The sequence below is a fragment of the Mycobacterium sp. HUMS_12744610 genome (genome assembly GCF_041206865.1).
Classification (GTDB): domain Bacteria; phylum Actinomycetota; class Actinomycetes; order Mycobacteriales; family Mycobacteriaceae; genus Mycobacterium; species Mycobacterium servetii.
In genome coordinates, this window is the sequence record NZ_JBGEDP010000001.1 from 5,436,869 (window position 1) to 5,449,169 (window position 12,301).

Annotated in this window: 14 protein-coding genes, 3 pseudogenes and 1 riboswitch; of the genes and pseudogenes, 8 read left to right on the forward strand and 9 right to left on the reverse strand. The window is 70.5% G+C overall.

The annotated features are described in order from the left end of the window. Positions 1–86: 86 nt before the first annotated feature. Positions 87–758 (reverse strand): PAS and ANTAR domain-containing protein, encoded by a 672-nt coding sequence (locus tag AB8998_RS26425; protein ID WP_369741783.1) that lies wholly within the window; start codon positions 756–758, stop codon positions 87–89. A gap of 129 nt (positions 759–887) precedes the next feature. Beyond that, positions 888–998, forward strand: a riboswitch (TPP riboswitch). On the opposite strand from AB8998_RS26425, the gene thiC reads away from it, so the two are divergent. The 3 genes from thiC to AB8998_RS26440 all read left to right on the forward strand — a co-directional run bounded on the left by thiC (position 991) and on the right by AB8998_RS26440 (position 4,081). Then, positions 991–2,634: a phosphomethylpyrimidine synthase ThiC gene (gene thiC / locus AB8998_RS26430; RefSeq protein WP_369740886.1), complete on the forward strand. Its 1,644-nt coding sequence runs from the start codon at positions 991–993 to the stop codon at positions 2,632–2,634. It overlaps the preceding riboswitch by 8 nt. Continuing rightward, positions 2,631–3,458, forward strand: coding sequence for a bifunctional hydroxymethylpyrimidine kinase/phosphomethylpyrimidine kinase (gene thiD / locus AB8998_RS26435; RefSeq protein ID WP_369740887.1), 828 nt, complete (start codon positions 2,631–2,633; stop codon positions 3,456–3,458). The genes thiC and thiD overlap by 4 nt, the downstream gene beginning before the upstream one ends. Continuing rightward, positions 3,455–4,081, forward strand: coding sequence for an alpha/beta hydrolase family protein (locus AB8998_RS26440; RefSeq protein ID WP_369740888.1), 627 nt, complete (start codon positions 3,455–3,457; stop codon positions 4,079–4,081). The genes thiD and AB8998_RS26440 overlap by 4 nt, the downstream gene beginning before the upstream one ends. Before the next feature lie 4 nt (positions 4,082–4,085). On the opposite strand, the gene AB8998_RS26445 is transcribed toward AB8998_RS26440, so the two are convergent. Further along, a complete protein-coding gene (locus AB8998_RS26445) occupies positions 4,086–4,352 on the reverse strand; it encodes a hypothetical protein (protein WP_369740889.1) in 267 nt (88 codons plus the stop codon). 11 nt (positions 4,353–4,363) lie between these two features. Beyond that, positions 4,364–4,564: pseudogene (locus AB8998_RS26450) on the reverse strand (oxygenase MpaB family protein); the annotation flags it as partial. An 8-nt stretch (positions 4,565–4,572) separates the two neighbouring features. Between AB8998_RS26450 and AB8998_RS26455 the strand changes: the two are divergent. The 4 genes from AB8998_RS26455 to AB8998_RS26470 all read left to right on the forward strand — a co-directional run bounded on the left by AB8998_RS26455 (position 4,573) and on the right by AB8998_RS26470 (position 6,717). After that, positions 4,573–5,103, forward strand: coding sequence for a TetR/AcrR family transcriptional regulator (locus AB8998_RS26455; protein WP_369740890.1), 531 nt, complete (start codon positions 4,573–4,575; stop codon positions 5,101–5,103). Positions 5,104–5,135: 32 nt separating this feature from the next. Continuing rightward, positions 5,136–5,324 carry a hypothetical protein gene (locus AB8998_RS26460; RefSeq protein ID WP_369741784.1) on the forward strand — a complete coding sequence of 63 codons (189 nt, stop codon included), beginning with the start codon at positions 5,136–5,138 and terminating at the stop codon, positions 5,322–5,324. 69 nt (positions 5,325–5,393) lie between these two features. Continuing rightward, positions 5,394–5,828, forward strand: coding sequence for a MarR family winged helix-turn-helix transcriptional regulator (locus AB8998_RS26465; protein WP_369740891.1), 435 nt, complete (start codon positions 5,394–5,396; stop codon positions 5,826–5,828). Between the two features lie 19 nt (positions 5,829–5,847). Further along, positions 5,848–6,717 carry an LLM class F420-dependent oxidoreductase gene (locus AB8998_RS26470; RefSeq protein WP_369740892.1) on the forward strand — a complete coding sequence of 290 codons (870 nt, stop codon included), beginning with the start codon at positions 5,848–5,850 and terminating at the stop codon, positions 6,715–6,717. Between the two features lie 16 nt (positions 6,718–6,733). Here the strand turns inward: AB8998_RS26470 and AB8998_RS26475 are convergent. The 5 genes and pseudogenes from AB8998_RS26475 to AB8998_RS26495 form a co-directional block, all read right to left on the reverse strand. After that, positions 6,734–7,219, reverse strand: a pseudogene (locus AB8998_RS26475) (peptidase); the annotation flags it as partial. Positions 7,220–7,236: 17 nt separating this feature from the next. Further along, positions 7,237–8,685, reverse strand: coding sequence for an HNH endonuclease signature motif containing protein (locus tag AB8998_RS26480; protein WP_369740893.1), 1,449 nt, complete (start codon positions 8,683–8,685; stop codon positions 7,237–7,239). A 104-nt stretch (positions 8,686–8,789) separates the two neighbouring features. Then, the gene (locus AB8998_RS26485; RefSeq protein WP_369740894.1) at positions 8,790–10,292 is read right to left on the reverse strand and encodes a M28 family metallopeptidase; all 1,503 of its coding nucleotides are present in this window, start codon (positions 10,290–10,292) and stop codon (positions 8,790–8,792) included. 22 nt (positions 10,293–10,314) lie between these two features. Then, positions 10,315–10,709 (reverse strand): annotated as a pseudogene (locus AB8998_RS26490) (DUF2752 domain-containing protein). Positions 10,710–10,793: 84 nt separating this feature from the next. Then, on the reverse strand, positions 10,794–11,024 hold the full coding sequence (locus AB8998_RS26495; RefSeq protein ID WP_369740895.1) for a CD225/dispanin family protein: 231 nt from the start codon (positions 11,022–11,024) through the stop codon (positions 10,794–10,796). Between AB8998_RS26495 and AB8998_RS26500 the strand changes: the two genes are divergently transcribed. Next, complete coding sequence (locus AB8998_RS26500) at positions 11,016–11,540, forward strand: serine/threonine protein kinase (RefSeq protein ID WP_369740896.1); 525 nt, start codon at positions 11,016–11,018, stop codon at positions 11,538–11,540. The two genes, AB8998_RS26495 and AB8998_RS26500, sit on opposite strands and share 9 nt — an antisense overlap. Here AB8998_RS26500 and AB8998_RS26505 read toward each other — a convergent pair whose 3' ends face one another. Then, entirely contained in the window at positions 11,541–12,299 is a 759-nt protein-coding gene (locus tag AB8998_RS26505; RefSeq protein ID WP_369741785.1) for an SGNH/GDSL hydrolase family protein, read from the reverse strand. Positions 12,300–12,301 lie beyond the last annotated feature (2 nt).

Below are 12,301 nucleotides of genomic sequence, written 5' to 3' on the forward strand. Positions count from 1 at the left end.
TGACGCGGCACGCGGATGCGTTTGTCGCGCACCGCAATGTCTGGATTCTAACCCCGCCCGACCGACCGCGTCCGCGATTGCGGTGGTCAGCCGCCCTCTTCCGGGGGAATGCGTTCGTGCACCGTCAACAGCAGGTGGTCGAACTGACTCTGCACGGCGGCCGTCGGCGCCGCCAGGGTCGAGACCTCGTCGAGCAACTGCCTGGCCAGCGAGCGCAGTTTGGTGTTGGTCTCCTGGGAGCGCCACTGCAGCACCCGGAAGGCCTGTTCTGCGCTGACCCGGTAGACGAACATCAGCACACCCTTGGCCTGCTCGATGGCCGCGCGGCTCTCGAACAGGTCGGGCAGGGCGGCGTCGAGCAACTCTTGGCGGGCCTCGTCGAAGGTGGCGGTGAGGTCGATGTAGTAACCGGCGGTGCCCACCACGACGCCCCGCTCGTCGAGCATCCGGTCGGCCGCCACGATCGCGTCGTGCACCCGGCCCGTGGTGTCGATGAAGCGGTGCCGGCTCGAGAACGGTTGCCCCGACTGCAGCGCGTAGTCGAGCAGATCCTGGACGTGCGCCCGGTCCTCGGGATGTTTGTGCGAGAGCAGCAGTTTCGTCGTCGGCGTCACGGCGCCCGGTTCGTAGCCGTGCATCCTGGCGACCTCGTCCGACCATTCCCAGCGCTGGCCCAGGAACCAGAACCGGAAGGCGCCGACGTTCAGGTAGCCCGGAGCCGTCCCGACCAGCCCGGGCGGCTGTTCGCGGGTTCCCATGGGCGTCTCGGAACCCGTGCCCGGGAGCTGGTACACCTGCATATCTTCCCACTCCGCACGAAGCCTGACCACCCGCCCGGGTGCCGGACGGGCCCGGGCGGGGGTAGCCTCGCTGAGAGGTCGATCAACAGGACACACCGCGGGAGCGCATGGCCAGTGCGCTGAGAGGACGGCTCGGGGCCGTCGACCGTACGAACCTGACCGGGTAATGCCGGCGTAGGGAGATGACAGGATGACCACAACCATCGAACCGTCCGTGACCACCGGGCCCATCGCCGGCAGCGACAAGGCCTATCTCGACGTGGCGGGCCCCGACGGCGGGGCCGCTCTGCGAGTTCCGTTCCGGCGGGTCAACCTGTCCACCGGCGACCACTTCGACCTCTACGACACCTCCGGGCCCTACACCGATCCGGAGGCGGTGATCGACCTGGCGGCCGGCCTGCCCGCGCGGCCCGGCGTGGTCCGCGACCGCGGCACCCAGCTGCAGCGGGCCCGCGCCGGTGAGATCACCGCGGAGATGGCGTTCATCGCCGCCCGCGAGGGTGTGCCCGCCGAACTGGTGCGCGACGAGGTCGCGCGCGGGCGGGCGGTGATCCCGGCCAACCACAACCATCCCGAGAGCGAGCCGATGGTCATCGGCAAGGCGTTCGCGGTGAAGGTGAACGCGAACATCGGCAACTCGGCGGTGACGAGCTCGATCGCCGAGGAGGTCGACAAGATGGTGTGGGCCACCCGCTGGGGTGCGGACACCATCATGGACCTGTCCACCGGCAAGAACATCCACGAGACCCGCGAGTGGATCATGCGCAACTCCCCGGTGCCGGTCGGCACGGTGCCGATCTACCAGGCGCTGGAGAAGGTCAACGGCGACCCCACCGAGCTGACGTGGGAGATCTACCGCGACACCGTGCTCGAGCAGTGCGAGCAGGGCGTGGACTACATGACCGTGCACGCCGGTGTGCTGCTGCGCTACGTACCGCTGACCGCGAAGCGGGTCACCGGCATCGTCTCGCGCGGCGGGTCCATCATGGCGGCCTGGTGTCTGGCCCATCACCAAGAGTCGTTCCTCTACACCAACTTCGAGGAACTCTGCGACATCTTCGCGCGCTACGACGTCACCTTCTCCCTGGGCGACGGGCTGCGGCCCGGCTCGATCGCCGACGCCAACGACGCCGCGCAGTTCGCCGAGCTGCGCACCCTGGGCGAGCTCACCAAGATCGCGAAATCCCATGGCGCGCAGGTGATGATCGAGGGCCCCGGCCACGTTCCCATGCACAAGATCGTCGAGAACGTGCGCCTGGAAGAGGAGCTGTGCGAGGAGGCCCCGTTCTACACGCTGGGCCCGCTGGCCACCGACATCGCCCCGGCCTACGACCACATCACCTCGGCGATCGGCGCGGCGATCATCGCCCAGGCCGGCACCGCGATGCTGTGCTACGTGACCCCCAAGGAGCACCTGGGCCTGCCGGACCGCAAGGACGTCAAGGACGGCGTGATCGCCTACAAGATCGCCGCGCACTCGGCCGACCTGGCCAAGGGCCATCCGCGCGCCCAGGAGCGCGACGACGCGTTGAGCAAGGCGCGCTTCGAGTTCCGCTGGAACGACCAGTTCGCGCTGTCGCTGGACCCCGACACCGCACGCGAGTACCACGACGAGACGCTGCCGGCCGAACCGGCCAAGACCGCGCACTTCTGCTCGATGTGCGGCCCGAAGTTCTGCTCGATGCGCATCACCCAGGACGTCCGGGACTTCGCCGCCGAGCACGGGCTGGAGACCGAGGAGGATATCGAGGCCATGCTGGCCAACGGCATGGCCGAGAAGTCCCGCGAGTTCGCCGAGCACGGCAAGCGGGTGTATCTGCCGATCACGCAGTGAATTACCTGCCTGTGCCGGCGCCGGGGACGACTCCGCGCCGCGTGCTGACCATCGCCGGATCGGACTCCGGGGGCGGCGCGGGGATTCAGGCCGACCTGCGCACCATCGCACTGCTCGGCGTCCACGCCTGCGTCGCGGTCACCGCAGTCACCGTGCAGAACACATTGGGGGTCAAAGGCTTTCACGCGGTTCCCGGCGACGTCGTCGCCGGCCAGATGGAGGCCGTGGTCACTGACATCGGAATCCAGGCCGCCAAGACCGGGATGCTGGCCTCGGCGGACATCGTCGGCACGGTGGCCGCCACGTGGCGTCGGCTGCAGCCGGCGGTCCCGCTCGTCGTCGACCCGGTGTGCGCCTCCATGCACGGGGACCCGCTCCTGGCGCCGTCCGCGCTGGAATGCCTTCGCGAGCAACTGTTCCCGCTCGCGGCGTTGGTGACCCCGAACCTCGACGAGGTGCGGCTGCTGGTGGGCGTGGACGTGGTGGACGAGCAGTCGCAGCGGGCGGCGGCCACGGCGCTGCATGCGCTGGGCCCGCGATGGGTGCTGGTCAAGGGCGGGCACCTGCGGTCGTCGGGCCACAGCCGCGATCTGCTCTATGACGGCGGGGAATTCCACGCGTTCGACGCCGCGCGGGTGCCCACCGGAAACGACCACGGCGGCGGCGACACGCTGGCGGCCGCGATCGCGTGCGCGCTGGCGCACGGTTTCGCCGTGCCGGAGGCGGTCGCCTTCGGCAAGCGGTGGGTCACCGAATGCCTGCGCGCCGCCTATCCGCTGGGCCGCGGACACGGCCCGGTCTCCCCCTTGTTCCGGCTGTCATGAACCTCGATCCGATCGCGGGCACAGCGCACGAACCGGCCGGGGCCGCGCGCGGCGTCGTCGTGCTCACCCACGGAGCCGGCGGGAACCGGGAATCTGTTCTGCTGCAACAGGTTTGCGACGAGTGGGCGCGGCGCGGCTGGCTGGCGGTGCGCTACGACCTGCCCTACCGCCGGCGCCGGCCCACCGGACCGCCGTCCGGTTCGGCGGCCACCGACCGCGCCGGGATCGTCGAGGCGATCGCGTTGTGCCGCGGCCTGGCCGGGGGTCCCCTGATCGCCGGCGGGCACTCCTACGGCGGCCGGCAGACGTCGATGGTGGTGGCCGCGGGCGAGGCGTCGCCCGTCGACGTCGACCTGCTGACGCTGTTCTCCTACCCGGTGCACCCGCCGGGCAAGCCCGAACGCGCCCGCACCGAACATCTGCCGCAGATCACCGCGCCCACCGTGTTCACCCACGGGGCGTCGGACCCGTTCGGCACCATCGCCGAACTGCGCGCCGCGGCGGCGCTGATCGCCGCGCCGACCGAGGTCGTCGAGATCGCCGGCGCGCGGCACGACCTGCGGTCGAAGACGCTCGACGTGCCCGCGCTCGCGGTCGACGCCGCCCTGCGGCTACTGGCCTGAGCGGCTAGCGCGCCGAACAGTCGGTGGGCAACAGCAGCAGCGCCGGCCACAGGGCCGCCGCCTCGCCGAACGCGGCGATCTGCGCGCCGGCGGGAACGGCTTTTTCCCAAGCGGTTTCGAGTTCGCGGAGGCGGTCGGGATGAACGAAGGCCCAGGCGGCCCCGGTCGCGAGGTAGGGCAGGGCGAGCCACGTGGCCAGCTCGAGCGCGGCGGCCACGCTGACCGGGCGAGCCAGCGCCCGCCGGATTCCGTGGGCGCCCGACGACCGCATGCCCGCCCCTCCTACAGCAGCGGCCGGCCGGCCCGCACCCGGCGCCGCACGTCGGCCAGTAGGACATGGCTGCCGCCCTGCCGCACGAACGGCGGCAGGAAGCGGTTCACCGACGCGACGAGCAGGAACAACCGCTCGAAGCGGCGCTGTTGCGCGTCGCTCCATGAGACGCCGAGCGCGTCGCGGAACACCGGCGCCAGGAACCCGACTGTACCGGTCGATGCTGCTGTTCTACGAGCGCGGCTTCCGCGACACCAGCATGGACGACATCGCGGCCGCGGTCGGCATGCAGCCCTCGGGGCTGTACCGCCACTTCCCCGGCAAGGCCGACATCCTGGCCGCGGCGTATCGCCGCGCGGCGGACCGGCTTTCCGGGGACGTGGTCAGGGTGCTCGGCCGCATCGCCGACCCGCGGCGGGCGCTGGCCGAGTTGATCGACTCCTACGTCACGCGATCGTTGGCGCGCCCCGAGGTCGCCTACGTCTACTACACCGAGCGCCACCACCTGCCCACCTCGGAGTTGCTGATGCTGGACACGATTCAGCAGTCCACCGTCGACGCCTGGGCGCGCCTGGCCACGGCGGTGCGCCCGGAACTGAGCGCGGGGCGGGCACGGTACGCCGTGCACGCCGCCTACGCCGTCACCGTGGACCTGGGCCGGCTGGTCAGGCGCGACAGCGTCGGCTTCGCGCGCTCGGCGGCGCGCCGCCTGACCGAGGTCATCATGCTGGGGCCGAGGAGAAAGGGTTGATCACCAGGCTGCGGCGGCTACTGGCCTACGAGATGAGCGTCGCCGAGTGGCTGGGACTGGCGGTGATCCTGGGGGCCCCGTACCTGATCGTCGGGGCGATCTGGTCGGCGACGCACACCGACCACCTGCGCGGCATGCAGGGCGCCGACCTCGTCGTGTCGTTCCTCGGCTCGATCGTGTCCTGGCCGGTGCTGCTGTTCTCCGACGTCTGCATGACGTAGCGACGCCCGCTCGCCGATTTAGTCAGTCAAGACTGGACAGTTTTGACTGACTAAATTAGCCTTGGCGGCATGGACGGTACCGGCGATTCCGCGGCGGCGGCCGCGCGCGACCTGCGCGTGGTGATCGGCCGGCTGCGGCGCAGGCTGCGCGAGGTCGCGGTCGACGGCGACCTGACGCCGTCCCAGACGGCGGTGCTCATCCGGCTCTGGAAAGAGGGCCCTTCCTCGGCCGGGGTGTTGGCCGGTGCCGAGCGGATCCGGCCCCAGTCGATGGCCGCCATCGTCGCCGCCCTCGGCCGGCGCGGGCTCATCGAGCGGTCCCCGGATCCCGAAGACGGTCGGCGCCAGGTCATCTCGCTGACCGAGGCGGGCCGTGAGCGTGCCGCCAGCGACCGCCAGGCCCGGGAGGAATGGCTGGCGCGCACCATGCAGGAGCGCTACACCGAACGCGAACGCCGCGTCATCCTCGACGCGTTGTCGCTGCTGGAGCGCTTGACCGAGTGATGAAAGGGTTTTAGCAGCAATGGAATTGGGAGTGCATTTCATCGACTTTCTCCCCGGCGACCCCGCGGCCCTGGGGCCCACGCTGGCCGACGCGGCCACGGCCGCCGAGTACGGCGGCGCGACGTTGTTCACCCTGGCCGATCATCTGTTCCAGATGGAGAACGTCGGACGCGCCGACGACCCGTTCCTGGAGGGGTACACCTCCCTGGGCTTTCTGGCCGGCCGTACCTCGACGATCGAGTTGGGGCTGCTGGTCACCGGTGTCACCTACCGCTATCCCGGCCTGCTGGCCAAGGCGGTGACCACCCTGGACGTGCTCTCCGGTGGCCGCTCGCTGCTGGGCCTGGGCGCGGCGTGGTACGACCGCGAACACATCGCCCTGGGCATCCCGTATCCGCCGCTGAGCGCGCGCTTCGAGATGCTGGAGGAGACGTTGCAGATCTGCGCCCAGATGTGGAGCGACGACAACGGGCCCTACGACGGCAAGCATTACCGGCTGGCGGAGACGATCTGTGTACCGCAACCGGTGCGGCGGCCCCCCGTGCTGATCGGCGGCGACGGCGAGCGCAAGACGCTGCGCCTGGTCGCGCAGTACGCCGACGTCTGGAACAGCACGACCAGCGATCCCGGCGAGTTGCAGCACAAGGTCGACGTCTTGCACCGGCACTGCGACGCGGTCGGCAGGGACCCCGCCGAGATCCGCAAGGCGGTCGGCGTGCCGGCCGATCCGTTCGCCGCCCCCGACGAGTACCTGCGGACGGTCGAACGCTACGCCGCGCTCGGCATCGGGATGATCAACGCGGGTCCGCTGCCCGGCAACCCGGACCCGGTCGGCTTCATCCGCCGCCTCGGGGACGAATTGATCCCCCGCCTCGGCGAAATCGGCTGAATCGCTTCGCCATCACTCATCCGGGATAACGGGAGTAACACGCGTCCATGTCGCCGACCACGCCGCCCCGGAACGCGGCGATCGGGATGAAACCCGCCGGCACGCCGGCGCCGTCGGCGTCGCTGGCGACCAGGTGGTTGGTCAGCAAGCCGGCGACCGCCTCGTCGAGATCGCCGGCGGTCAGCAGCAGTTGGTGCTGCGCGGACGGGTCGACGGGCTCGGCCATCCTGCGGTGCACCACGCCGGTCAGGCATGCCGTCCGCAGCGCCGTCCACGGGCTGTGCATCGGCAGGTCGCGTTCGCGCTGCACCGCCAGCGCGTATCGCGACATCACGATCGACAGCGCGGTGTCGTCGCCCTGCGGCAACGCGTGCTGCCGCACGCCTTCGACCTTCGCCATCGAGGCGAGCGCGGGCAGGTCCACCACGATGGTGTTGCTGGCCGGGCAGTAGGACGCCGGCGGGCTCGGCCGCGCGTCGGCGCAGCCGACTGGCCGGTAGGCGTCCGCCGCGATGCGAGTCAGAACGGCGGCGGGTCGTCGTCAGCTGCGGGCGGTGCGGGTCCGAAGTAGATGTGGCTGGCGGATTTTCGGGCCGCGCGGGCTTCGCGGTTTCTTCGGCGTTCGGCCGCCACGCGATAGGCGCGGTCCTGGGGGCGGGTGCGCCGGCGTCTGGGCATCGTCGCGCTGCGGTCGCCGCAGTAGCCCTGGGGTGGGATGTCGATTTCGGGGGCCGGGCAGCCCCCGACCGCGCGCGCCAAACTCGGGAACAGCAACGCGCTGCCCGGGGTGGTGACATAGGTGTGCCCGGACGGGGCGGTCAGGATCAGGGTGCCGTCGGGCAGCTGCTTTTCGGCCCAGCCTAGGAAAGTTTTGACCAGATGGTGAGTTTTGCAGTAACACTTGAGGTTTGCCGCGTGGGTCGGCCCACCCTGGGCATACGGGATGGTGTGGTCGAGCTCGCAGTCAAAGGACGGACGCTCGCAGCCGGGCCAGCGGCACGTCAGGTCCCGGCAGCGCACGAAATCGGCCAACGCCTTCGACGGCACATAGCCCGGCTCGGGGGCGGCGTCCCCGGGATGAACCAGCGGCACGAGTGTGGCCGTCGCCGCGAGTTCGGCCACCAGGTCCGGGCTGATCAAGCCGTCGGCGCACACCTGCGACCCCGGCGCCCCACCGCCGTGCACGGTGGATTGTTCGGCCAGCACATGGACCACCACCGGCGGCGCCCCCGCCCCGCCCCCGGCCGGGCAATCGTCGCGCCCGCAGCGACACCCCAGCCGATCCGCCCCGCCGACCAACGCCCCCAGGGCATCCGCGCGCCGCTCAACCCGCGAGCGCGGGTCCCCGGCACACACCGTGCCCGCCAGCTTGTCCAACCGTTGATCGAGCGCGCGGGCATCCGGGGTCAGCACGTAGCCGCGCAACTGTGAGAGCCCGCCCACCCCCTCGTCGAACTCCACCCGGCGCCCGGGCCGTTCCTCACGCCGACGCCGCACCGCATCGGCGTCGACCCGGGCCACGATCCTGTCGACGGCCCCGGCCACCCGGCTCCGCGTCATCGAGGGCCACCGCGCCACCGCCACCGCCAACTGCCCATCCACGGCAGCCAAAATGTCCGGATCGGTGATCAAGTCGGTGCGGTAGACGATGGTGGCGAACAACCGGAAGTCGATATCCCCGGCCGCAAAGACCGCCCCCACCTGCGGCAACCGCTCGCGCATGGCCCGCGCATAGTGCACCCGGCTGGCGGCCAACCCCTGCCCGATCCGCAACGCCGCCCCCACCTCGGCGGCCACCGCCGCCATCGTGTCGATCGCCCAGTCCTCGGCCTCCTCACCCTGGGCCAGCCGATACCCGAACAACTCCCCGATGGCCACCAAACCCGCCGCGGCCGCCCTGTTCTCCGTCCGCGCGGCAGCCGTGATCCGATCCACCAAGCCCGCCGGAGCCGCCTGCCCTTCGAACATACAAGCGAGTAAACCAGAGGGGTCTGACACGGCGATCGGACCGCTCGCCCCGATGGACTCCGCGTGGCCGCCCGGTCAGCGGCAAGACCGACCCGGATCGTGGCTCAGGGCTTGGCCAGCAGGTGCCGAGTCCGGTCCGCCATCACCGGAACGCCATTGCGGCCCTTGACATCCTGGGCGTAAAGACCGACCGCGTAGGCCACACCCCCACCGTTGATCCCCAGTGCGCTGCGGTCGATGTGGTCGAGGGTGTCGGTCTTCTCGTGATAGTTGGGGTCGAAGGGCTGGCCGGCGGTGCCGCCCCACAGCTTGGCCTGCTCCTCGGACTTCTTGCTCTCGGCCCCGGAGAACAGCCCGCCCGCGGGGATGCCGGCCAGCGTGAACCCGTCGTAGTCCGAGCGCCCGTCGAACGCGGTGTCCTGCGCGGTCTTGCCGGCGTTGTCCAGGTAGGCGGCCAGCGTGCGTTCGATACCGGCCGAGCCCTCCGGCACCACCGGCTGGCCGCGGGAATCCGCCGGCAGCGACTGGTCCCCGTCGTAGGTGAAGTAGCCGGGGTTGGGCGATGCCAGCATGTCGAAATTCAGATACAGAGCAATGGCTTTGAGTCCCTTGACGTCCAGGGACTCGACATAGTTGCGCGAGCCGATGAGCCCGAGTTCCTCGGCACCCCAGAATCCGAACCGCACCGCGTTGTGCACCTGCGGCGAATTCCCTAGCTGGACCGCGGTTTCCAGAACCGCGGCGACCCCGGATCCGTTGTCGTTGATCCCGGGCCCGGCGGCCACGCTGTCCAGATGCGCGCCCGCCATCACGACATCGGTGGGCGAGCCCGTCTTGGTCTGGGCGATCACGTTGCGGGCTTTGAAGTTCTGGCTGGAGGCAACCAGCTTGATCGTGGTCGGGCCCGGCTGGGCGCGCAGTCGCAGGCCGGTGGACTTGGTGACGCTCACCACCGGGATCTTGACGTCGGTGTTGGCCCCGAGCGTGCCACCCATCTGCTGTTCGTCGACGTTGTCAGCGACGATCATCGCCACCGCGCCGGCCTGGGCGGCTGCGTCCTCCTTCTGCGCGAAGGGGCACGTGCCGCGGTCCACCAGCACCACCGCGCCGCGCGCCGGCAACCGGTCGTAGTCAGCGGGCTTGCAGCCCGACGCATCTCCGGTGGCGGGGACGACCACCAGCGGGCCGCTCACCCCGTCCGCCGGGGTGCCCAGGCTGAACTCCAGCGCGTGCGCCTCCACGGTCGCGCCGCCGACCGTCACCATCGGCTTCTCGGCGTGGAAGACGCGCGCCGAGAACTCGGGCGTCTGGACGTCGAAACCGCTGTGGCGCAACGTCTCGACGACATAGTCGACGCTGGCCTCGTACCCGGGCGTACCGACGGCCCGGGTGCCGTTGTTGGCGTTGGCGATGTCCTGCAGTTTGGACAGGCGCGCCATCATCGCGTCGGTGGTGACCTTGCGATGCAGGGTGGTCGCGAACTTCACCGCGTCGGCGTTGCCGGTCGCCTGCTGGTATTTGGTGGAGCAGTGGGAGCAGCCGGTCGACAGCGCGGCCAGGGCGACGACTGCCAGTACCGCCGCGGGCGGCTTTGATTTGTTCAGCATCGCGCCCCAGGTTAGACCCGGATCAGGCGTGTAGTGCGTGCAACGGCGCGAACGGCATGTTGCGCACCACCAACCAGCCCCTCACCATGACCAGTGTCACCGCCGCCGACCACCCGCCACCCGACCGTAGGTCCACGCCAGGTACGCCCACGCCGACAGCACCACCGCCAGCAGGTCCAGCGCGTTGAACCGGGTGGCGCCGAGCAGATCGCCGTGCAGCAGGCAGTACAGCATGCGCAGGCTGCCGAAGCCGGGGCAGTCGATTCCCAGCAGCTCCTTGGTCGGGCAGACCGGCAGCGGGCCGTTAGGCGTCGTCGGGTCGCCCACCCAGACCGCGCCACACACCGCCGCCGCGGCCGCGGCCACCGCCAGCGACGCCCCCAGGCCCGCCGCGACCGGCCCCCGGCGGGTCACTATCAGCGCGAGCCCCGCTTCAGAACATCGCGGCAAGCATCGCCGTGCTGGTGTCGGAGGCGTTGAAGGCGCCCGCCAGAGCCGGGATCACGTTGATCGCGATGACGACCAGGCGATGATGACCGACCACATCACCCACTTCTTGGCACTGTCGGCGGAGGCCTGCGCCTCGACGTAACGCCCCTGGGCCCATAGCGCGTTGACCTGACCGGACTTGACGGTCGCCACGATCCCGAACGGAAGGCAACAGGGCCGGGGTATGGCATAGTCGGCGCATAGCCCTACTGATCCCGGTTCAGGAGTTTCGGTTTGTCCCATTCCAGCAATGCACTGCGGATCGCGGCGCTCACGGTGCTCGCGCTCGGCCTGGTCTGCACGGGCGCCGCCCCCGCCACCGCCGATCCCAACACGGGAAACCAGTCCGACATCGACACGCTGTCCAACACGCTGTCGAAGGGGTACGAACTGAAAGACTGCACCCCCCAACCCATCGCACCGGGCCAGCTGGCCTCGCTGCAGTGCGGCCAGAGCCGCGATCCCAACGGGCCCGCCGAGGCGAAGTACATCCTGTTCAGCAATGGCAACGATCTGGGCAACATGTTCAAAACCAGCATCAAAGAGGAAACCCTGGCCAACTGCGGGAACGAGAAGTCCCCGACGAAGTGGCACCAGGGCAGCTCCGCCACCAGTAACGCCGGGCAGGTGGCGTGCGGGTCCTTCCAGGACGCCGCCGAGGTCATCTGGACCGTCGACGCCAAGAACGTGTTGAGCTACATCCGGGCGTCCAACAACGACGTCCCCGCGCTCTATGAGTGGTGGCGGAACAACGGCTGACTACGCTTGGGCGACAACGAGTTCGGCGACCGCGCGCATCCCGGCGGCATTGGGGTGCAGCGGCGCCGGCCGGCCCCGTAGCGGTAGCCCGGGCCTGGTCGTCCAGGGGTCGGCCGACCACGCGTGATGCGCCCGGCTGGCCGCGGCGGCGCCGACGAGTTCGCAGCCGGTAGCCGCCGCCGCGTCGGCCGTGAGCCGTTCGAGGGCGGCGGCCACATGGCGGCCCAGGCCGGCATCCGCCGCGGTGAGCGGGGGCGCCGCGACGTCCGCGGGTGGCAGGATCGTCAAATAGTCGACGAAGCAGACCCGTGCGTACGCGGCACGCTGCCGCACGGCGGCACCGACGGCGCACAGCGCGTCGAAAACCTGCTCCAGGGCACGCTCGCGGGCGTCGCGGTCCAGCAACTCCGCGATGCGACCGCCCAGCACCGGCAGCCGCCGGACCGGGCGCGGCAGCGCGGCGGCCATGAGCAGGGGAACGTAGCCGACGTCGTTGCCGCCGACGGTGATCGTCACCAACGTTTCCGACCCGTCCAGCGCGTCGATCTGGGGTGGCCGGCCGTGCTGGCGCTCGGCGAGCACGTGCGCGGTGGTCGCGCCGGAGAACGTGACGTCGACCAGTTTCAGGTTGCAGCGTTGGGCGACCAGGTGCGGGTAGTTGCGCGCCGAGCGGCCCGACCAGCGTGGCGCGTCCGCGGCGCGGGGCCGGATACCGGGACCGGCGGCCATCGAACTGCCCAGCGCGACATAACGTTCCATCG